General features: G+C 71.1%; 17 protein-coding genes and 2 pseudogenes. 7 read left to right on the plus strand and 12 right to left on the minus strand.

Annotated elements, in window-relative coordinates:
• Positions 1–2: 2 nt before the first annotated feature.
• The 5 genes and pseudogenes from FVA80_RS19715 to FVA80_RS19725 all read right to left on the minus strand — a co-directional run bounded on the left by FVA80_RS19715 (position 3) and on the right by FVA80_RS19725 (position 4,118).
• Entirely contained in the window at positions 3–464 is a 462-nt protein-coding gene (locus FVA80_RS19715; RefSeq protein ID WP_147910928.1) for a chemotaxis protein CheW, read from the minus strand.
• A complete protein-coding gene (locus tag FVA80_RS31385) occupies positions 464–766 on the minus strand; it encodes a chemotaxis protein CheW (protein ID WP_246692438.1) in 303 nt (100 codons plus the stop codon). Before FVA80_RS31385 ends, FVA80_RS19715 begins: the two co-directional genes overlap by 1 nt.
• Entirely contained in the window at positions 700–1,641 is a 942-nt protein-coding gene (locus tag FVA80_RS31390) for an ATP-binding protein (protein WP_246692037.1), read from the minus strand. The genes FVA80_RS31385 and FVA80_RS31390 overlap by 67 nt, the downstream gene beginning before the upstream one ends.
• 727 nt (positions 1,642–2,368) lie before the next feature.
• A pseudogene (locus FVA80_RS31395) lies at positions 2,369–2,599 on the minus strand (Hpt domain-containing protein); the annotation flags it as partial.
• A 379-nt stretch (positions 2,600–2,978) separates the two neighbouring features.
• Entirely contained in the window at positions 2,979–4,118 is a 1,140-nt protein-coding gene (locus FVA80_RS19725; RefSeq protein ID WP_147910415.1) for a methyl-accepting chemotaxis protein, read from the minus strand.
• Between the two features lie 447 nt (positions 4,119–4,565).
• Here FVA80_RS19725 and FVA80_RS19730 point away from each other — a divergent pair, with 447 nt between their 5' ends.
• From FVA80_RS19730 to FVA80_RS19745, 4 genes are all read left to right on the plus strand, one after another.
• Positions 4,566–4,859, plus strand: a complete 294-nt coding sequence (locus FVA80_RS19730) for an STAS domain-containing protein (protein ID WP_147910407.1) — start codon at positions 4,566–4,568, stop codon at positions 4,857–4,859.
• A 20-nt stretch (positions 4,860–4,879) separates the two neighbouring features.
• Positions 4,880–5,245, plus strand: a complete 366-nt coding sequence (locus FVA80_RS19735) for a response regulator (RefSeq protein ID WP_147910408.1) — start codon at positions 4,880–4,882, stop codon at positions 5,243–5,245.
• A gap of 520 nt (positions 5,246–5,765) precedes the next feature.
• Positions 5,766–6,857, plus strand: a complete 1,092-nt coding sequence (locus FVA80_RS19740) for a PAS domain-containing protein (RefSeq protein WP_187193426.1) — start codon at positions 5,766–5,768, stop codon at positions 6,855–6,857.
• Between the two features lie 96 nt (positions 6,858–6,953).
• Positions 6,954–7,385 carry a SufE family protein gene (locus FVA80_RS19745; RefSeq protein WP_147910409.1) on the plus strand — a complete coding sequence of 144 codons (432 nt, stop codon included), beginning with the start codon at positions 6,954–6,956 and terminating at the stop codon, positions 7,383–7,385.
• A 108-nt stretch (positions 7,386–7,493) separates the two neighbouring features.
• Here FVA80_RS19745 and FVA80_RS19750 read toward each other — a convergent pair.
• The 3 genes and pseudogenes from FVA80_RS19750 to FVA80_RS19760 all read right to left on the minus strand — a co-directional run bounded on the left by FVA80_RS19750 (position 7,494) and on the right by FVA80_RS19760 (position 9,180).
• Positions 7,494–8,287: pseudogene (locus FVA80_RS19750) on the minus strand (DUF6456 domain-containing protein).
• Positions 8,288–8,426: 139 nt separating this feature from the next.
• Positions 8,427–8,639 (minus strand): hypothetical protein, encoded by a 213-nt coding sequence (locus FVA80_RS19755; RefSeq protein WP_147910410.1) that lies wholly within the window; start codon positions 8,637–8,639, stop codon positions 8,427–8,429.
• A 115-nt stretch (positions 8,640–8,754) separates the two neighbouring features.
• On the minus strand, positions 8,755–9,180 hold the full coding sequence (locus FVA80_RS19760) for a MucR family transcriptional regulator (RefSeq protein WP_246692038.1): 426 nt from the start codon (positions 9,178–9,180) through the stop codon (positions 8,755–8,757).
• Between the two features lie 379 nt (positions 9,181–9,559).
• Here FVA80_RS19760 and FVA80_RS19765 point away from each other — a divergent pair, with 379 nt between their 5' ends.
• Positions 9,560–11,695 carry a S9 family peptidase gene (locus FVA80_RS19765; RefSeq protein ID WP_147910412.1) on the plus strand — a complete coding sequence of 712 codons (2,136 nt, stop codon included), beginning with the start codon at positions 9,560–9,562 and terminating at the stop codon, positions 11,693–11,695.
• A 154-nt stretch (positions 11,696–11,849) separates the two neighbouring features.
• On the opposite strand, the gene FVA80_RS19770 is transcribed toward FVA80_RS19765, so the two are convergent.
• The 4 genes from FVA80_RS19770 to FVA80_RS31405 all read right to left on the minus strand — a co-directional run bounded on the left by FVA80_RS19770 (position 11,850) and on the right by FVA80_RS31405 (position 15,834).
• On the minus strand, positions 11,850–12,716 hold the full coding sequence (locus tag FVA80_RS19770) for a Brp/Blh family beta-carotene 15,15'-dioxygenase (protein WP_246692039.1): 867 nt from the start codon (positions 12,714–12,716) through the stop codon (positions 11,850–11,852).
• A gap of 74 nt (positions 12,717–12,790) precedes the next feature.
• On the minus strand, positions 12,791–13,543 hold the full coding sequence (locus FVA80_RS19775; RefSeq protein ID WP_147910414.1) for a bacteriorhodopsin: 753 nt from the start codon (positions 13,541–13,543) through the stop codon (positions 12,791–12,793).
• Between the two features lie 408 nt (positions 13,544–13,951).
• Positions 13,952–14,527: a hypothetical protein gene (locus FVA80_RS31400; protein WP_246692040.1), complete on the minus strand. Its 576-nt coding sequence runs from the start codon at positions 14,525–14,527 to the stop codon at positions 13,952–13,954.
• Between the two features lie 296 nt (positions 14,528–14,823).
• A complete protein-coding gene (locus FVA80_RS31405; RefSeq protein WP_246692041.1) occupies positions 14,824–15,834 on the minus strand; it encodes a hypothetical protein in 1,011 nt (336 codons plus the stop codon).
• Positions 15,835–15,994: 160 nt separating this feature from the next.
• Here FVA80_RS31405 and FVA80_RS31410 point away from each other — a divergent pair, with 160 nt between their 5' ends.
• Together FVA80_RS31410 and FVA80_RS19785 are read left to right on the plus strand one after the other, a co-directional pair.
• Positions 15,995–17,467: a hypothetical protein gene (locus FVA80_RS31410; protein ID WP_246692042.1), complete on the plus strand. Its 1,473-nt coding sequence runs from the start codon at positions 15,995–15,997 to the stop codon at positions 17,465–17,467.
• 130 nt (positions 17,468–17,597) lie between these two features.
• Complete coding sequence (locus FVA80_RS19785) at positions 17,598–19,961, plus strand: UvrD-helicase domain-containing protein (protein ID WP_147910208.1); 2,364 nt, start codon at positions 17,598–17,600, stop codon at positions 19,959–19,961.
• Positions 19,962–20,033: the final 72 nt, after the last annotated feature.

Consider the following 20,033-nt stretch of genomic DNA (forward strand, 5'->3'; position numbering starts at 1 on the left):
AATCAATTTAATATTTGTTGCATGTCCGGAATAATGACGAACTCTTCCCCGGACTTTACAATGGAACGGATGTATTCGGGCCGCCACGACGTGCCGATCGTCGGAGCCGGCTGGCGGGTCTCGAGGGGCACCGAGGTCACCTCGAACACCTTGTCGGCCACGAGCGCGACCAGGGTCGGGTCGCCGTCGAGATCCAGCTCGATCACCACGAACCGGGTATCGGCCGTCGCGGCGTCCATCGGCATGCCGAAGCGCTCGCGGATGTCGGCGAGCGGCACCACGTTGCCGCGCACGTTGACCACGTGGCCGAGATGCGGCCGCGCCCCGGCGACCCGGGTGGTCGGGATGGGGTCGATGATCTCGCGCACCATCCCGGCCCCGAGCGCGAAGGTCTCGGTGCCGATCCGCATCATCACGACCTGGAAGGCGTGGCCCTGCTCGATCGCATCGACGAAATCGGTCATCACGCCACCTCGCGGTATTCGCGCAGCCCGTCCGGGGCGGCGCCGATCTGCCCGCCGGCCATCAGCTGGGCCGGGTCGATGATGAGGGCCGCGGTGCCGTCGCCCAGGATCGTGGCGCCCGAGAAGGTCGTGACGTCGGCGTGCAGCTTCGACAGCGACTTGATCACCGTCTGGTGATTGCCGAGGATCTGGTCGGCCACGAGCCCGAACCGGGCCTCGCCCACCGAGACGATGATCACCTTCTGGTAGCGGTCGGGCTCGCCGGCCGCCGCGAACAGGGTGCGCAGCCGCAGGAACGGCACGAGGTCGCCGCGGATGTTGAGGAAGTCCCGGCCGCGGTCGCTGCGCCCCCCCCCTCGGGCAGCTCGACGCATTCCTCCACGGCCGCCAGCGGCAGCACGTAGCGGCCGTCGCCGACCCGGATCAGCAGGCCCTCGATGATCGCGAGCGTCAGCGGCAGGCGCAGCACGAGGGCGGTGCCCGCCCCCGGCTCGGTGGTGATGTCGATCGAGCCGCGCAGGGCCTCGATGGTCCGCTTGACCACGTCCATGCCGACGCCGCGGCCCGACAGCGACGAGATCGCTTGGGCCGTGGAGAAGCCCGGCGCGAACAGGAACTGGTAGACCTGCTGGTCGGTGAGCGGGGTGCCGGGCGCCACCAGCCCGCGCTCCTCGGCCTTGGCGCGGATGCGCGCCACGTCGAGCCCGGCGCCGTCGTCGCGCACGCTGACGTGGACCTGGGCGCCGACATGCTCGGCGCTGAGCGTGATTCGCCCGGTGGCGCTCTTGCCGGAGGCGCCCCGGCGGGCGGGATCCTCGATCCCGTGGTCGATGGCGTTGCGGATGAGGTGCACCAGCGGATCGGCCAGGCGCTCGATCACGGTCTTGTCGAGTTCGGTGTCCTCGCCCTCGGTCACGAAGGTCACGGGCTTGCCGAGATCCCCCGACAGGTCGTGGACGAGGCGCCGGAACCGGCTGAACAGGGCCCCGATCGGCACCATGCGGATGCTCATGGTGGTGTCGCGCAGCTGTGCCGACAGCCGCTCGATCTCCTCCGCGATGGTCTGGAGCCCGGCATCGGCGTGGAGGCCGGCCAGCTGGCTCAGCCGGGCCTGGGCGATCACCAGTTCGCCGACCCGGTCGAGCAGCTCGTCCAGCCGCTCGGCCTCGACCCGCATGGTGCTGGCCGCGCGCGGCTCGGCACTGCGGGCGGGGCCGCGCCGCCCAGGTGTTTTGCCGCCGGCGGCACGGTCGGCGGTCGGGCCACGGGCGCAGGCGCCGTCTCCGACACCGCCGGCACGGGGGCTGGCGCGGGGACGGGCGCGGAGCCGGCACCGGCGCAGATGCCGGCGCGACGGCCGGCAGGGCGGACCGCTCCTGCTCTGGGTCCGGGACGCCCGGAGGTGCGTCCTGGGATCCATGCAGCAACGGCGCCAGGGTCAGCACCATGTCGTCGCGCACGAACAGGAAGACGTCCTCGATCGCCTCCCGGGTCGCGGCGCCGCGCAGGGTCACGTCCCAGCCGAGCGCCAGGCTTTCCGGGTCCAGGGCGCCGAGGTCGGGCAGCGCGTCGAGGCGGGGCACCAGTGTGCAGGGGCCGAGTTCGCGCAGCTCGTCGAGCAGCGCCAGCGGGTTGGTGCCGTTGCGCAGCACCTCCGGGGCGAACGCGATCCCGATCCGCCAGCCTGCGGCCGGCTCGGGCGCGTCGGCGATCGCCTGCGCCTGTGCCGGCGCCCCCTCCTGCTGCGCCGGCTGGGCCTGCGCGCGGCCGACCAGGCGCTCGAGCTCGGCCAGGATCGCATCGCCGATCACCGGGGCGGTGACCTCCGGATCCTCGATCAGCGTGCGGATGTAGTCCTTCGCCGAGAGGGAGACGTTGACCAGCTCGGCGCTGATCGGCACCGCGCCGCGCCGGACCAGGTCGAAGGCGGTCTCGAAATCGTGCGTGAAGGCCGCGACCCGGTCGAAGCCGAACATCGCCCCCGATCCCTTGATCGTGTGCAGGGCCCGGAACGCGGTGTCGACCAGCGCGGTTTCGCCGGGCCGGTCGCCGAGGTCGAGCAGCGTGGTCTCAAGGCGGTCGAGAAGCTCATTGGCCTCCGCCAGGAACACCGCGCGTGGATCGTGATCAGTCATCGTCGAGCGGATCCCGTTGCGCCGTCTTCGAAAATACCGGGGCGATCACGCGCCCACCGAGGACGCTGCCCAAAGGCTATACCCCGCGATAGAGCCGAGATCAGGTCTATCAATCAGGCCACACCATACTTTAAACCCGTTAAAAAATGAAGCGCTTTATCCATCAAAAATCTCAGATCTGCGCTTTTCCCGCGCTAAAATACGTTTCTTTAAGAAACCTAATTTTGGTGCGATGAACAAAATCGGCTCTCGATTGCAAAATATGGAGACCTACAGCGAGATTAATCTAATAATTCCGCAGACTAATCGCCAATTCTACATAACGCCCTAGATTTTTTGCATCGGATACGCCCATCGCGCACCGAAGACGGGCGCGAAGTCAGAACAGGTCGATGCCGGCCAGAGGATCGTCGTCGTGCAGCCGCGCCGGTGCCGCCTGGCCCAGCAGGCGGTGGGACATCCGCTCCCGGACCTCGCCGAGGGTACACCCGGCGATCATCGCGGCCGCCCAGTCCCGCTCCGACCCGGCGCCGGCCTCCGGGGCCGCCGGAAGCGCCCGCAGGATCGCCTGCAGGTTCTGCATCCGCTGCTTGGCGAGGTCTTGGAACTGCATGGCCACGATCGCGCCCGAGACGTCCTGGGTGATCGCCTCGGTGGTCTGCACGGTCTGGCTCAGCACGCCGGCGAATCGCGAACTCTGCTCGACCAGGGCCTGCATCACCAGGCGGACCCGGGCGTCGGCGTTGCGGCTCTCCTCCGACATATCGATGGTGGCGATGTCGTGCAGCAACGCGTGGCTGCTGCGCAGACCGGTGGCGATCGAGCCGATCTGCCGCTTGATCACCCCCGACAGGGCGTTGATCGTGCCGGCGAGGCTGCGGACCTCGTCGACGACCACCGCGAACGCCTTCCCGGCCTCCCCGGCCCGGGCCGCCTCGATCTTGGCGTTCAGCGCCAGCAGGTTGGTCTGGCGGTTGATCTTCTCGATCTCGGCGATGCTGCCGTCCACGGAGGACAATTCGCCGAGCACGCCGTTCAGCGCATCCCCCATGGTGGCGCCGCGCGACGCCATGAAGCCGATCCGGTCGTTGAGCATCGCCAGGATCTCGCCGAGCGCCCCCGCGACCTCGGCGAGCGGCCGCTCGGCCCCGTCGATCCGGACCGACTGGACCGCCGTCACCAGCCCCTGCACGATCTCGGACTGGCCCCGCGTCGTCGTGGCGATCCGCTGGAACCGGTCCGACACGCCGTGCACGTCGGCCTCGACATCCGCCGAGATGATCCCGAGCTCGTCGATCAGCGCATCCAGGGTCCGGCGCTGGACCTCCGACAGGCCGAGCCGCGCCTGGAGCACGTCGGCGGCCGCGCCCCGGCCCTCCGGACGCACCACCACAGGCTCGGCGGCGGTCTCGGCGACGGGCTCGGCGATGGTGTCGGCCCGGTCGGACTCTTGAGCCGCGCGCGGATCCGCTGCGTCCGCCCGAGCTGTCCTGAGATTCGCGCGCCCCCAGAAGGCCATCACCGTGTATTCCTCGGACTCTGCCAGATATTGCCGGGGACAGGCTTGAACGCAGGACTATCAATCACCGGGTTCCTAGCCGCGTCCTCTGAATGAAAAGTTATGCTCCGGGCAGTCTGATCTCCGATCATGCAGATGATGTGACTCATTGTGCTTTGAAGCGATCATCATCTCAAGAAACGTCAATATCAATACAAGCCGCGTATTGGTGCTGAAATACAGTCGGATACCAGTCTCAGCCGAACCAGTATGCCGAAATAAAACCAATGAATTCGGCAAATATAAAACCGCTCCCCCGGCCCGGTCGAGCAGTTTTCAACAGGAATTGCAGCGCGACGGGTCGGACAATCCTGGCCGTTATGGTCAGCTCAAGGAAACTTTAACGGGCGCGACTCTTTATGCGTACGGCTGCAGCCAGTCCGGCCGCGCCTCAGCAGCGGATTGCTCATGGCCGAACACCTCACCCTCACGATGCCGGCCGATTGTACGCTGCGGACCGCGCAGGCGCTCCAGGACGATGTGCTGGCCGCCATCGAGGGCGGGTCGCGGCTCGTGCTGGATTGTGCCGCGATCGAACGGACCGACATCACCTTCGTCCAGCTCGTCGCCGCGGCCGCCCGGACCGCCGGCCGGCGCGGCCTCACCCTAGACCTGACCAACCTGCCCGACCCGGTCGTGACGGCGTTCCGGCGCGCCGGCATCGCACCGCACGCCCCGTTCGACGCCGCTCCCGCTCTCTGATCCCAGGACCGCGCCCCACCATGGCCACCGTTCTCGCCGTCGACGATTCGCCCAGCATCCGGCAGATGATCAAGATCGTGCTGAGCCCCGCCGGCCACACGGTGATCGAGGCCGCGGACGGCGCCGAGGGTCTCGCCAAGGCGAAGGCCGGGGCGATCGACCTGGTGATCACCGACCTCAACATGCCGGTGATGAACGGCATCGAGATGATCCGGCAGCTGCGCACCGTGCCGTCCTGCGCGGGCGTGCCGATCCTGTTCCTGAGCACGGAATCGGACGAGTCGGTGAAACAGCAGGCCAAGTCCGCCGGCGCCACCGGCTGGATCACCAAGCCGTTCAAGCCGGAACAGCTCCTGGCGGTGGTGTCGAAGCTGATCCGGGCTTGAGCCGCCGCCTCTCCCGAGCGGTCCACCGGATGCACACAACAGGGCCGTTCGGCGGCAAGCCTCGGAAACGCAACGCGTTTCCCCCGCCCCCTTGTGACTGCGGGTCAGACAGGGGAGAATTTTAATCTCCGCTCAGGGCGGACGGCTCAGTCTTTTTCTCGTGACGACCTGACCGATACAGCCCCGCGCCGTCATTCCGGGGCTGCGCGGCGGAGCCCGGGATCCAGAGACGCCGGCGTATTAAGCTCCTGCACCGACGGCGGTTCTGGATCCCGGGCTCGCCTGCGGCGCCCCGGAATGACGGCGCGGGTGATCGCGTGTGGGACCCACCCTCGGGAGATGAATCGTCCAGCCCGTGTAACCCCGATCCCGCCGCGTGCGGGAATCCACAGGCCCGTGTGGATGACGGCGGCAGCGGCAACGTGGGATCGGAACGGGGACCCGACCGGCACGTTGACCGGCGCAATCACGAACCAATCACGGCGTCTCACACAGTTCGACACAGCGGGTCGGGTACAGAATGGGCGGTCAGCCACCAGGGTCCGGAATGGCTGCGCCGCCGGCGGCCGACCAGGCGGGAGATCCGTCGCACGGGGCCGCTTTGACGGGCAGCGTCGCGCTGGGCGACAGCTTCCGGCGGTTCGCCGACGTGGTGCCGCTGATGCTGTGGCGCTCGGACGAGAACGGCCACGCGGTCCATCACAACGAGTGCTGGCTGGAGTTCACCGGCCGGCCCCTCGAAGAGGAGCTGAGCGTCGGCTGGCGCAGCGGCCTGCATCCCGAGGATTTCGAGCGCCACGCCCAGATCGTCTCGGAGGCGTTCGCGGCGCGCTCGCCGTTCACGGTGGAATTCCGGCTTCGGCGGCACGACGGCGTCTACCGCTGGCTGCTCGACACCGCCCGCCCGCTCGTGGAGGACGGCCGGTTCCAGGGCTATCTCGGCACCTGCTTCGACATCACCGACCGCAAGCATGCGGAGGAGCATATCGAGCAGGCGCTCGCCGAGAAGGAGGCGCTGCTCGCCGAGGTCTACCACCGGGTCCGCAACAACCTCCAGGTGATGGTCAGCCTGATCGGCCTGTACGGGCGGGCCGCCCCGGAACCGTGCCGCGGCAGCTTCGAGGCGCTGGGCCAGCGGGTGCGGGCGATCGCCCTGGTACAGCAGCACCTGCACGAGGCCCCTCACATCGCGTCGATCGACCTGCACGACTACCTGCACCGCCTGGCCTCGGGCCTCGGGCAGCTGCGCCGGGCCGGACGGATCGGCGTGCAGGTCGGCGGCTCCGGGACCGGGCTGGTCGAGCCGCGCACCGCCAACGCCCTGGGCATGATCGTCGCCGAGATCGTGGCCGAGTGCCTGGACGCCACCGCCGAGCACGTCGCCTGCTCGATCGCCATCGAGATCGAGCGCGCGGAGGGGCAGCCGCTGCGCGTCTCGATCGTCTCCGGGGTGAGCGAGATGGCCGCCACCGGACGGTCCAACATCCCCAAGCTCGGGCCGCGCCTGATCGCGGCCTACGCGGCCCAGGCCGAGATCCAGGTCGCGGGCGATGCCAGCACGGCCACGCCCCTGATGCTGACCCTGCCGCCGACGCAGCCGCCGGAGACCTGATCTCCGGCGCCGCGCCCCCTGGTGGTTCGCACGGGAGTCGCCAGATCTCCCCCAGCGCCGTATAGCGGCCCCGCCCAAATCCGGATCCGGTCCACCATGGTTCCCCCGATCGACACCATCGTCGAGAATTTCGCGTTCATCGACGATTGGGAAGAGCGCTACCGCTACCTGATCGAGCTCGGACGCGCCCTGCCGCCGCCGGACCCGGCGCTGCACGCCGAGACCAACAAGGTCCAGGGCTGCGCCAGCCAGGTCTGGATCGACCTCGACGTCGACCGCTCGGACTCGGAGCCGCGCCTGCGTATGCGCGGCGACAGCGACGCCCACATCGTGCGCGGCCTCGTGGCGCTGATGATCGCGCTGTTCGACGGCAAACCCCTGCGCGAGGCCGCGGAGACCGACGCGTTCGCACTCTACACCAAGCTGGGCCTGGGCGAGCACCTGACCCCGCAACGCTCGAACGGCGTCCGCGCCATGGCCGACCGGGTCCACCGGGATTCGGTGCGGTTCCTGGGGGCCGAGGCGTAGGATCGGGCCGACTCGGCCGGCCCCTCACCCGCGCGGGCTGGCGCATTCCCGCATCGCCGGATGCAAAGGGTGAAGCCGAGACCCCTCCGGCGTCCGCACCGGTCCCCCTCACGCCCGCCACAGCCGCAACGGCCCGTGGTCCGGTCCGGTCGCCTCGCGTGCCAGGCCGTAATGCTCGGCCAGCCGCCCCAGGGCGATGCGGACCACGACCTTGGCCGAGCGGGCCGGCCAGCGGCGCTCGGCCTCGATCCGCTCCAGGCCCTTGAGGAAGCCGCACAGGTCGATCAGCAGCCCCGACAGGTCGCCGCCCACGGCGTCGAGGGCGCCGCGGACCCGCTGGCGCGCGGCGATCACCTGGTCGGAGGCGGCGGCCGGGTCGCGGGCGCTGCCGCCGTCGACCCGGGGGCGCCGAGTTCGATCCCCATCCGGGGCAGCATCGCGGCCGTGGTCATGTCCCGGCGCAGCCGCTCGCCGGCCTCGAAGGCGGCCGGGTCGATCAGCGGTGCGCCGTCGCCGCCCCGGCGCCGGACCATCCAGGCCAGAGGATTTTCCGAGGCGTTGCGCAGGGTCGGCTCCGGCCCGCTGCCTGGCTCGACCGTGAGATCGTGGTGTTGGGCCAGGAACGCCATCCCGTCCGGGGCCCCGCCGCGCCGCAGCCGCGCCTGCCCGGCCGTGCCGAGCGTCAGCCGGGTGCCGCCCGGGTTCCAGGCGGCGAGGTCGGCCTCGACCAGCGCCTGCCCGGCCGCGCAGGAGAAGCGTCCGCTCCCCACCGAGACCCCGTCGCCGCCGCGCCGGACGAGCAGCCCGTCCTCGGTGAGCGGATCCGGCCGGGCATAGGCCCCGGCCTCCCCGAGCCGGGCCAGAAGCCGCGCCGCCTCGGACGTCAGGGGCGTCCCGGCCATCCCACGCGCCGCCGCCTTCGCTCGGCTGGACTTCACCTTTTTGTTCATGTTTTGTTCCAATACCGATATGCGAGGGCCCGTCGCCACGCCTACCGGACGATCGGCCCGATTGTCAAGGCTTATTTACCTAATACGGGATTCAGGTCCGACGCTGTCCCGTCGGCGGCTGGCGGAGGATCTCGGCGATCTCCGCCTCGGACTTGCCCCGGACCGCGTAGCCCAGGTCTTCGAAGCGATCGATCAGCGTTGCGCTGTCGGCGGCGGAACGCGCGGCCCATTCGGAGAGGGCGGCGTTCACCCGCACGATGTCCTCCGCGGGATCGCCGTCCTGCGGGTCGGGAATGGCGTTCATGCTCAGCACCTCGGCGCGGGACGGGGGTTCGACGGCCTCGCAGGAAGCGCGCCATCGCAACCCAACGTCCGACGGCGTCCCGGTTTCCCGGCTCGCGGTCCCGGTCGGCTCGCCCTCAGGCGGCGCTCCGGAAGGCGTCGGGCCGGCCCAGCCCGATCGCCTTGGCGAGTTCGGAGCGGGCCTTGGCGTAGTTCGGCGCCACCATCGGGTAATCGGCGGGCAATTTCCACTTCGCGCGGTATTGCTCGGGGCTCATCCCGTACTTCGAGCGGAGATGCCGCTTGAGCGACTTGAACGTCCGCCCGTCCTCCAGGCAGACGATGTAATCCGCCGTCACCGAGCCCTCGACCGGGACCGCCGGTTCCGCCCGCGCGTCCACCGGGCCGGCATGGTCCTCCGCGACCCGTTTCAGGGCCGCGTAGACATTCCCGAACAACGGCCGCAATTCGCCCACCGGGACGGCGTTGTTGCTGACATAGGCCGCCACGATATCGGCCGTCGCACCGACGAGATCGATCCCGTTCCTGTTCTCTTCCACCACGTCCCCCCGATTTCCTAAGAAGCGTGCGTCTCGCTTCTGCCCTCGCCAGTTCAAGCAGCGCCTGATGCAGGCATCGGGACAGAGTGGCACCCAGCACAAACAAGCGGCCCCAGGCCGGGAGTGCACCAATCGATCCCTCATACGAAGGTACAACAGGCGGCTTTGTATTACAAGTTAGAACATCATTACGGATACGCGCCGATGTTTCGGTTGCGCGATACTTAAAGTTCCGCCATCCCATCTAGAAGTAGACCGTCATTTTCTTGAAACCTACCTAAAGTTATGTCCTGGCCGGTTCCGGCGTCGCGGCGGCTTGCGTCCCGGCCCCGGGCGGGACACATCCCCAGACCGGGCGTGACGGAACCCGGCGGGAGAGACGATGACGGATATCGGGCGCGGCCTTCTTGCTCACCGGACCGGGGCGCCGGTCGCCGAGATCCGGCCGCGGCGCTTCAGCGTCCACGGCCGGGAGATCGTCGACGACTACGCGTGGTTGAAAGCGGAGAACTGGCAGGCGGTCCTCAAGGACCCCGCCGCCCTGCCCGACGACATCGCCGCCTATCTCAAGGCCGAGAACGCCTTCGCGGAGGCCGCGCTCGCCGGCGCCGCCGACCTGCGCAAGAATCTGGTCTCCGAGATGCGCGGCCGCATCCAGGAGGACGAGAGCGGCGTGCCCGATCCCGACGGGCCCTACGCCTATTACACCCGCCACCGGGAGGGCGGGCAGCACCCGCTGGTCTGCCGCCGGCCCTCGACCGCGCCGAACGTGCCGGAGTCGGGCCCCGACCCGGACGAGACGATCCTGATCGACGGCGACCGCGAGGGCGAGGGGCTGCCGTTCTTCGAGATCGCCGCCGCGGTCCATTCCGACGACCACGGCCGGCTCGCCTGGAGCGCCGACACCAAGGGCTCGGAACTCTACACGATCCGGGTGCGCGACCTCGCCACCGGGCTCGACCTCGACGACCGGGTCGAGGCCACCTCCGGCGAGGCGGTCTGGGCCGCGGACGGACACAGCTTCTGGTACGTGGCCCTCGACGCCAACCACCGCCCCGCCAAGGTCATGCGCCACCGGATCGGCACCGGGCAGGCGGACGACGAGACGCTCTACACCGAGGCGGATGCCGGCTACTTCGTCCATATCGGGCGCACCCAATCGGGGGCGTTCCTCGACGTGACCGCGAGCGACCACGAGACGTCGGAGGTCCGGCTGCTCGACCGGCACGCGCCGTCGGCCGCCCTGCGCCTGGTGCAGGCGCGCGAGCCGCTGCTGATCTACGACGTCGAGCACCGGGGCGACCGGCTCTACATCCGCACCAACGCGGACGGCGCCGAGGACTTCAAGATCGTCACCGCGCCGCTCGACGACCCGGGCCGGGCCAACTGGACCGACCTCGTGCCCCACCGGCCCGGGGTGATGATCCGCCACCTGCACCTGCTGGCCGGCCACCTGGTCCGCCTCGAGATCGAGAACGCACGGCCGCGGATCATCGTGCGCGACCTCGCCGATGACGGCGAGCACACGGTGGCGTTCGCCGAGGAGGCCTACGCGCTGGGCCTGCGGGGCGGCCACGCGTTCGACACGGCGACGATCCGCTTCGTCTACTCGTCCATGACGACGCCGTCCGAGACCTGGGACTATGCCTGCGACAGCCGCGGCCGGACCCTGCGCAAGCGCCAGGCCGTGCCGTCCGGGCACGATCCGGCCGCCTACGTGACCCGCCGGCTGTTCGCCACCGCCCCGGACGGCGAGCAGGTGCCGATCTCGCTCCTGCACCGCCGGGACCTCCCGCTGGACGGCTCGGCGCCGCTCCTGCTCTACGGCTACGGCTCCTACGGGACGCTGATGCCGGCCGGGTTCCGCACGAACCTGCTCAGCCTGGTCGACCGCGGCTTCGTCTACGCGATCGCGCATATCCGCGGCGGCACCGAGAAGGGCTGGCGCTGGTACCTCGACGGCAAGCGCGAGAAGAAGCCCAACACCTTCATGGACTTCATCGCCTGCGGGCGGGCGCTGATCGCGGCCGGCTACACGGCGGAGAAGCGCATCGTCGCCCATGGCGGCTCGGCCGGCGGCATGCTGATGGGCGCGGTCGCCAACCTCGCCCCGGAGCTGTTCGCCGGCATCGTCGCCGACGTGCCGTTCGTGGACGTGCTCAACACCATGCTGGACGCGGAATTGCCGCTCACCCCGCCGGAATGGCCCGAATGGGGCAACCCGGCCGAGAGCGTGGCGGCGTTCGAGACGATCCTGTCCTACTCGCCCTACGACAACGTCGCCGCCAAGGACTACCCGGCGATCCTGGCGCTCGGCGGCCTCACCGACCCGCGCGTGACCTACTGGGAGCCGGCCAAATGGGTCGCCCGCCTGCGCGCCACCCTGACCGGCGGCGGCCCGATCCTCCTGCGCATCAACATGGAAGCCGGCCACGGCGGCGCGGCCGGCCGCTTCGACCGGCTGGAGGAGGTGGCGCTGATCTACGCCTTCGCGCTGATGGTGGTGGGGACGGTGTAGGAGATCCGGAACGTGGGTCGGATCGGCAGCCCGTGCGCGGCCCTCTTTGCCCTGGGTCTAGACCTGAAGGGCCGCGGACCGCTCGGCGATCTCCGAGCACGCGGCCGGGCTCACCCCGAGGAGCAAATCCCAAGGTCGGCGAACGGAGGGGCGTTCAAGCGTGATGCCGGGCGGCGATCCGATCAAGGAGCACGTGCGGCACCGTCAGGGCGGAGAGCATGCGAAGCGTGAGGGTCAGGAGGGTGACGGCCTCGTTGTCCGAGCCCGCAGCGTAGAGCGGCCACAGGGCCGCGCCGAGCAGGAGCGTGAGGCCGAACACCGGTAGCGAGCCGAGGACGGCCTTGCCCATCGTGTCCACGCCCGGCGCCCGGATCGGATCGCACACCAGCGCGCGCATGTGCCGGGGGGCGTGGAGGCCGACGAAGTACAGCGTGAAGGCCGTGAGCGGCGGCAGAAGCCAGAAGGCGGCTGCCAGCACGGCGATCTCCAGCTGCACGGCCCGTCGGCGCCGATGCGCAAGCACCCAGGCTGCGGCCAGGGCGAGCCAGAGCCAGGATGCGGCCGCCCACCAATCGGGAAGCTGGGGCATCGGGACTCGCGCCACGGCCGCGAACATTGCGGCCGTCTCGTCGGGCCGCAGCAGCGCCGGCAGGGCGATCGGCAGGCCGCCGCGCACGAGGGCCTCGAACGGCCGCCCAGGACCGGAATCCTCCTCGCCGAAATGCAGGACCGACAACGCGAGGAAACCCGCCAGGGTCGCCATCGGTGCGATCTCCCAGGACAGTAGCACCAGGGCGGCAAGGCCGAGATACGGAACCGCGAAGATCCCGAACCAGAGCCGGCCGTAACGCGGACGCAGCAGGGGCGCCGCGATGGCCCCATCCAGGGCGCCGTGCGGCACGCCGAGAACGATCACCACGGCAAGGGCCACGAGCCAGGAGTCGTCGCGTGGCAGGGCCGCCGTGGCGATCAGGGCGAGCGCCGCGAGGGCGCCCGCCAGGGGCGGGAGCTTCGCTTCCACCGAACCGATCCGGCGGCGGCTCGCCCGATCACGGACCCCGAGGACGGGACTGGATGTGCGAGCCGCCATCCCGATCAGGCCGCCCGGCGAAGCGGTGTCGCGGTGGTCCGGCCGTCGGCCAGATCGCGATCGACGGCGCGGGTAGTCTCCATCGTCGCCATGATGCCGTAGACGACCTTCGCGGTCAGGTCCGAGACGGCGATCAGGGCGAGGGCCAAGGTGGGCGACAGGATGCCGAGGCCGTCCTGGCCGATGAGGAGCACGACGGGATAGACGCACCAGACGACGGTCAGGAACACCGCGTTGCGAAGGAAGGCGGTGCGCACGTCGGCCCGCTCAGCGGCGTTCTCCGCGCGCAACTGCACGAAGATCCCGTAGAATACGGCTACGAACGCACCACACGAGATGGCGAACCACGTCCACTTGATCCAGGCGACCGTCGATAGGCCGAAGGCCAGGGCCGTGACGATCATGATCAGGTCGGAGCCGATCAGTCCCCAGACGACGGCCGGCCGGCGCATCCCAGAATGCATCGCCGTGCGCGCGAGCCCGAGAAGCAGGAGTGGTGTTGTGAAGGTCCAATCGATGTAGCGGGCGAAGTAGAACTGGCGCGCAACCTCCCCCGCATCGGGGCCGGCCGGAAGGGTGATGCTTCCCTGTCCCGTCGCCATGGCGAAGTAGGAGCAAGCCGCGATGATCGGCACGATGCCATGGATGATGCCATCGGCCTCCTCGGCATGCGTCCGTCGCTTCGCCATGAACAGGATCGCGGCGGCTCCGGCTGCCATTCCGGCAAAGCCCAGCCACAGCCAGAATTGAGGCGTCATAAATCTCTCGTTCGTACGGGGATGAAAGGTGCGCCCGGAAACGTAGCTGCGCGACCCTGCCAATCGCGCGGCTCCCCGATCGTTGCGAGGGCAAACGGTCACAGTCGAGTCAGGTAACCGCGCCTCGCCTCAGGCTACGGGAGCAGGCTCGTCCGTTCGCTCGAGCGTGCCGGAGCCGGGGCTCGGTCCGAATACGTCTGCCTCAGGTCGTGAGCGAGGCAACACACGACGTCCGCTTCCATGCAGCGCCATCCCGAAGCGCACCGTCGCGTAGCCATCCGTTGCGGAGATCGCGATGGGCCCCGAGCGTCGGTTGTCGACCCTTCGCATTGCGCGGTCCCCATCACCCCGGCGAAGGCCGAACAGGCGATCTGAGCCGACGCCGCGATCAAGGGGTCGAGCCTGGCCTCACGGCCGGCCGGGCGGCTGCGTCCCCTCCGTCCCGCCTGGGGTCGCCTCGCCCTCGCTCTGCACCCGCGCGCGCCGGGCGGCGTCCTCCGCTGCCGCCTTGTCGGCGGCGGCCTTGAGGGCGGCGGCGCGGGCGCGGTCCATCTCGATCCGGGCCCGGCGGCGCTGGCGCTCGACCTGGTCGGCCTCGGTCAGCTCGATCGTGTCCAGCTCGCGCTGGAGCACGAAGGCCGCCAACCCGTTCGACAGGGCGCCGACGTCGAGCACGCGCTCGGGGGCCGCGAGGGACCCGGTGAAGCCGAGCTGGACGGCCGGGGGCCGGCGCTCCAGCCGCGGGGGACCGGGCCGCCGGACAGGAGCCCGCGGGCATCGAGCCGGCCGCCGCGCAGGTCGTAGCCGAGCGTGCCGGACCAGCGGGCGGCCCCGAAATCGGGTCGAGGGGCCCGGCCCGCAGGACCCGCCCACGAGGGTGGCCGGACTGCTCGCGGGCGCCTTCGCCTGGGCGCCGGCCTTCGCGAGTTCCTCGGCCACCAGGGCCTGGAGCCGGCCTTCGCGCAGGGGATCGTCGATCTCCACCGCCCGGGCGAGTGCGCGGCCGAGCGACGCCGGGTCGGCCCCGGAACGCTCAGGTCCTTGAGGGTGAGGCTGCCGCTGCCGGACAGGTTGTCGGCGAGGCCAGGGCGGTCTCGGCCGTGGTGACGAAGCGCGCGGACGCGGTCAGGCGTCCGCCGATCGGACCGCCGGCCAGGGCGGAGAGGGCCACGTCGTCGAGGGCGCCCTCGCCGGTGACCGACGCCTCCGCGCCCGACGGGTGAGCGTGGCCGAGCCCGCGATCCGCCCGCCGGCGAGCTTGCCCGTCAGGTTGCGCAGGGTCAGGACGCCGTCCGCAAGGCCGAGGGCCAGGCCGGCCTCCGTGGCGGCGAGGCCGCGGCCGAGGTCGAGGGTCGCGACACGGGCCTCGAGCGCGAGGGGCGAGCGCCTGCGGGACCGGGCCGAAGCGGTCGGCCTTGGCCGGATCCGGTGGCAGCAACAGCGCCGTCGCCAGCTGCGGCACCGACAGGCGGTCGAAGCTGAGCCGGCCGCGCAGCGCCCGCCAGGGCCCGCTGCAGCCGGCCGCCCAGGGCCGCGCCCGCGACCGTCCCGGTGGTGTCGGCGGCGATGTCGCTGCCGTCCTTGGCGAGGACGAACGTCAGGTCGGCCGGCCACACGCCCGGCGCCAGGCGCGCGGCCCCGGCCAGGGTCAGGAACGGGGCGAGGTCGGCGGTGGCGGCCCGGATCTCGCCGGCCCCGGCGAGCGCGTCGGACCCCACCAGGATCGGCCGGGAGGTGGCGAGCTTCAGGCCGGCGAGCGTGCCGTCGACGGTCAGCGCGAGGGTGTCGGCGTCCGGCCGCTCGGCGCTGAGGCGCAGCTCGGCCGGCTGCTGCAATCCGGGGATGTCGGTGCGCCCGAACCAGAGACCCGCCCGGGGGGCCGCGAGGGTCGCGGTTCCGCCCTCGATCCGCGTGCCGCGGCTCGCCAGCGTCAGGTCGAGGGTGCCGCCGCCGGCGCTGCCCTTGATCTGGCTGCGCAGGGCGTCGGACGCGCCGCCCTCCCGATCGAGGGTCACGGCGAGGTCGAGGGGTGCCTCGCGCAGGAACGCGGGCAGCAGGCGGATCTCGCCGACCCAGACCCGTTCGAGCAGGCCGAGCAGCGGGGCCGCCACGGGGGCCTTCAGGCGGCCGGAGACGCGGCCGGTCCCGTCCGCGCCGATCCGGCCGGACAGCTTGGCGCTGGCGCCCGCGAGGTCCGTCACGTCGAGACTGTCGACCACCAGGCTCGACCCGTCCGACTGGATGCTGGCCGCGATCGTGCCGTTGCCGGAGCCGGCCGGCCCGTAGCGCACGTCCTTGGCCTCCAGCGTCAGGGCGAGGTCGTGGTCGCGCAGGCTGCCGAGCGTCGTCCCGAGCGGCGGCAGGGCGGCGATGTCGATGCCGCTGGCGCGGATCTGGGCGTCGAACCGCCCGCGCGCGCCGGCTTCCGCGGCGGTGTAGCGGGCGTTGCCGGTGACGCGGGCCGCCCCAGCGCGAGGCGCAGGTTGCGCACGGACAGGCTGGAGGCGGCCGCCGCGAGGTCCGCCGCGGCCTCGACCCTGCGCCCGTCGAGGAGCGCGGTCGGGGGCCCTCGACGCCGAGCCGGCGCAGGTAGCGCCCGAGCGGGTCGGAATCGGCCGCGACCAGCGCCACGGGACCGGTGAGGCGCAGCGGCGCCGCCTCGACCTGGCCGCTGACGGTCAGGGTCGCGTCGCCGGGTCCGGTCGCGGTCAGGCGGCGCAGCAGCAGGCCTCCCGCGCGCTCGACGGTGCCGGCGAGCGCAAGGTTCGACCATTCCTCGCCGCCCAGCACCGCGCTGCCCACCGACAGGTCGAGGTCGAACATGGCCGGCAACCCGGCCCCGGCGCCCGGCAGCCCGCGGCCGATCAGGTTCTGGCCCTCCGGGGAGGTCAGGAAGGCGTCGAGGTCGAGCCGGCGGGCCTCCAGGGTCAGGCCGGCGCGCCATTGGCGCAGGTCGAGCCGTCCGGTGCCGCCCAGGCGCAGCGCCCGGCCGCCCGGATCGATCGCCAGCTCGACGCCCTCGAACCGGACCTGGGTGCCCCGGGCCTTGAAGCTGCCCCCGAGCGAGAACGGCAGGTAGGGGCCGGCCGCCTGGGTCGGCGGGCCGACCACCAGGCGGGCCGAGCCTTCGGACTCGATGACCGCCCCGTCGGACTCGGTGGGGACGAGGCCCAGCCGGGCGTCGGCCTCGAAGCGGGGATGCGCGTCGCCGCCGCCGGCGATCTTCACGGCGAGCCGCCCGTCCGCCCCGGGCGTCCCGCTCACCGCCCGGAACGGGACGCCGCCGCTCGTGCCCTCGACCCGCCACGGCCCGATCAGCGCGGGGGTCTGCAGGCGCAGGTCCTGGACGTAGAGCTGGTCGGTCCGGCCGGTGGCCGGCACCTGGGTGGTCACCAGGAATTGCTGGACGTGCAGGTCCTCGATGGCGAAGTCGCGGGCGCGCAGGGCCTCGCCGAGATCGGGCGGGATCCGCAGGGCCTCGCTGGCCACCACCGGGAGCTTGATCTCGGCCCGTCCGATTCGCGTCTCGGTGAAGCGGAACTCGCCCTTCAGCAGTGGCGTCAGGGCGATCTCGGCCTTGACGAAGCGGGCGTCGAGGGTCGGGCGGGCCGGATCGGCCCCGAGATGCAGGCGGTCGATCCGCAGCCGCGGCGAGGGCAGGAGCCGGACCTCGATCCGGCCGTCGGTCCGGGCCGGCACCCCGAGGGACCGGGTCAGGCCCCGGTCGACGAGCGCGCGCTGGGCCTGCCAATCGATGACGGGCGGAACGGCCAGAGCCGCGACGAGAACCAGGATGACGGCGCCCGCCAGCGCGGTCAGAAGATCACGCACGCTACCCGTTCCGCACTCTTTTCCGCGCGGGCCGGCACCATCGCGATGCCCCGCCGTCGCGTGCCCCCCTGGGCAACCTGTCACCGGCCATAGCACGATAAGTCCCGGACGGCGCCAGAGGCGCTGCCGGCCGCGCCCCGCACGGGCGATCCCCCCTCTGAGCCGCAGCGGCTCCGGACTGAATGGCCTCGACGCCGTTCGCGATTTGGTCCAGGGAAGCGGAATGCAGAATGGCCCGCACGCGCAGCCCGCCGGGGACGGCGCTCCGACCTCCATCGCCGCCCGCGCCATGGGCGCCCTCCGGCGGGACGCCGCCGCCTATCTCGAAGGGCTCAACCCCGAGCAGCGCCGCGCCGTCGAGGCGACGGAAGGCCCGGTGCTGGTGCTGGCCGGGGCCGGCACCGGCAAGACCCGGGTGCTGACCACCCGGATCGCCCACCTGATCGCCACCGGCCGCGCCCGCCCGTTCGACATCCTGTCGGTGACCTTCACCAACAAGGCCGCCCGGGAGATGAAGCTCCGGATCGGCGCGCTGATCGGCCCCGCCGGCGAGGGCATGCCCTGGCTCGGCACCTTCCACGCCATCGGCACCAAGATCCTGCGCCGGCATGCCGAGCTGGTCGGGCTGAAGTCGGACTTCACGATCCTGGGCACCGACGACCAGCTGCGCCTGATGAAGCAGGTGATCGCCGACCAGAACATCGACGAGAAGCGCTGGCCGGCACGCGCCCTGGCCCACACCATCGACGGCTGGAAGAACCGCGGGCTCTCGCCCGATCAGGTGCCGCCGGGCGAGGCCGCGTCCTTCGCGTTCGGCAAGGGCGGCACGCTCTACACCGCCTACCAGGCCCGACTCGCCACGCTGAACGCCGTCGATTTCGGCGATCTTCTGCTCCTGTGCCTCAAGCTCTGGCGCGAGAACCCGGACGTCCTGGCGACCTACCAGGACCGCTTCCGCTACATCCTGGTCGACGAGTATCAGGATACGAACGTCGCCCAGTACCTGTGGCTCAGGCTGCTCGCGCAGACCCGCAAGAACATCGCCTGCGTGGGCGACGACGACCAGTCGATCTATGGCTGGCGCGGCGCCGAGGTCGACAACATCCTGCGGTTCGAGCACGATTTCCCGGGCGCCGTGGTGGTGCGGCTGGAGCGCAACTACCGCTCCACCGGGCACATCCTGGCCGCCGCCTCGGGCCTGATCGCCAAGAACGAGAGCCGGCTGGGCAAGACGCTGCGCACCGAGGACGAGCCGGGCGAGCGCGTCACCGTGACCGGCGCCTGGGATTCCGAGGAGGAGGCCCGCCAGCTCGCCGAAGCGATCGAATCCCTGCAATCCAAGCAGCACCCCCTGTCGGAGATCGCCGTGCTGGTGCGGATCTCGGCGCAGATGCGCGAGATCGAGGACCGGTTCGTCCAGCTCGGGCTGCCCTACCGGGTGATCGGCGGCCCGCGCTTCTACGAGCGGGCCGAGATCCGCGACGCGCTGGCCTACCTGCGCGTCACCATGAACGTCAGCGACGACCTCGCCTTCGAGCGGATCGTGAACACGCCCAAGCGCGGCCTGGGCGACGCCACCCTGCAGCAGCTCCACACCTTCGGCCGGGCCAACCGCCTGCCGCTGCTGATCGCCGCCCAGCGCCTGTGCGAGACCGACGAGCTGAAGCCCCGGGTCCGCGCCACCCTGCGGGCGCTCACCGAGAGTTTCTCGCGGTGGGCCCGGCTGGTCGAGACCCAGCCGCACAGCGAGGTCGCCCAGACCATCCTGGAGGAATCCGGCTACACCGAGATGTGGCAGAAGGACCGCTCCGCCGACGCCGCCGGCCGCCTGGAGAACCTGAAGGAATTCGTCCGCTCGATGGAAGAGTTCCCCGACATGGCGGCCTTCCTGGAGCACGTCTCCCTGGTGATGGAGGCCTCCGAGGCCGAGGGCGCCGAGCGGGTCTCGCTGATGACGCTCCACGCCGCCAAGGGCCTGGAATTCGACACCGTGTTCCTGCCCGGCTGGGAGGACGGCCTGTTCCCCAACCAGCGGGCGCTCGACGAGAGCGGCCGGGCCGGCCTGGAGGAAGAGCGCCGCCTCGCCCATGTCGGTCTCACCCGGGCGCGCAAGCGGGCGAAGCTGTCGTTTGCGGTCAACCGGCGGATCCACGGCCTGTGGTCCTCGACCATCCCGTCCCGGTTCATCGACGAATTGCCGGAATCGGCCGTCGACGTGGTCGAGGCGCCCGCGCATTTCTCGGCCGGCGCCTCGCGGTTCGACCGCAACCCGACGCCGTTCGGATCGAGCTACGGCACGCCCGGCTGGCAGCGCGCCCAGGCCAACACCGCCTCCGGCGCCGGGAGCCGGTCCGGCTTCGGCACCGCGCCCGGCGGACGGTCGGGCGGCCCGCGCCAGATCGAGGGCGAATTGATCGCCAAGTCGAGCGGTACGCCGTCGGCGTTCCAGGACGGCCAGCGGGTCTTCCACATGAAGTTCGGCCCCGGGACCATCGCGGGCGTGGACGGCAACAAGCTCACCGTCGACTTCGACAAGGCCGGCCGGAAGATGGTCCTCGACAGCTTCATCCAGGCTGGATCGAGCTAGCCCCGCCGACCGGGCCCGGGCGTTCGCGGGCCACAGGGTCGGCCGGCTTCGCCCGTGCTGGCCGGATGAAGC

It is taken from the genome of Methylobacterium sp. WL1 (assembly GCF_008000895.1).
In the GTDB taxonomy this organism is placed as follows: domain Bacteria; phylum Pseudomonadota; class Alphaproteobacteria; order Rhizobiales; family Beijerinckiaceae; genus Methylobacterium.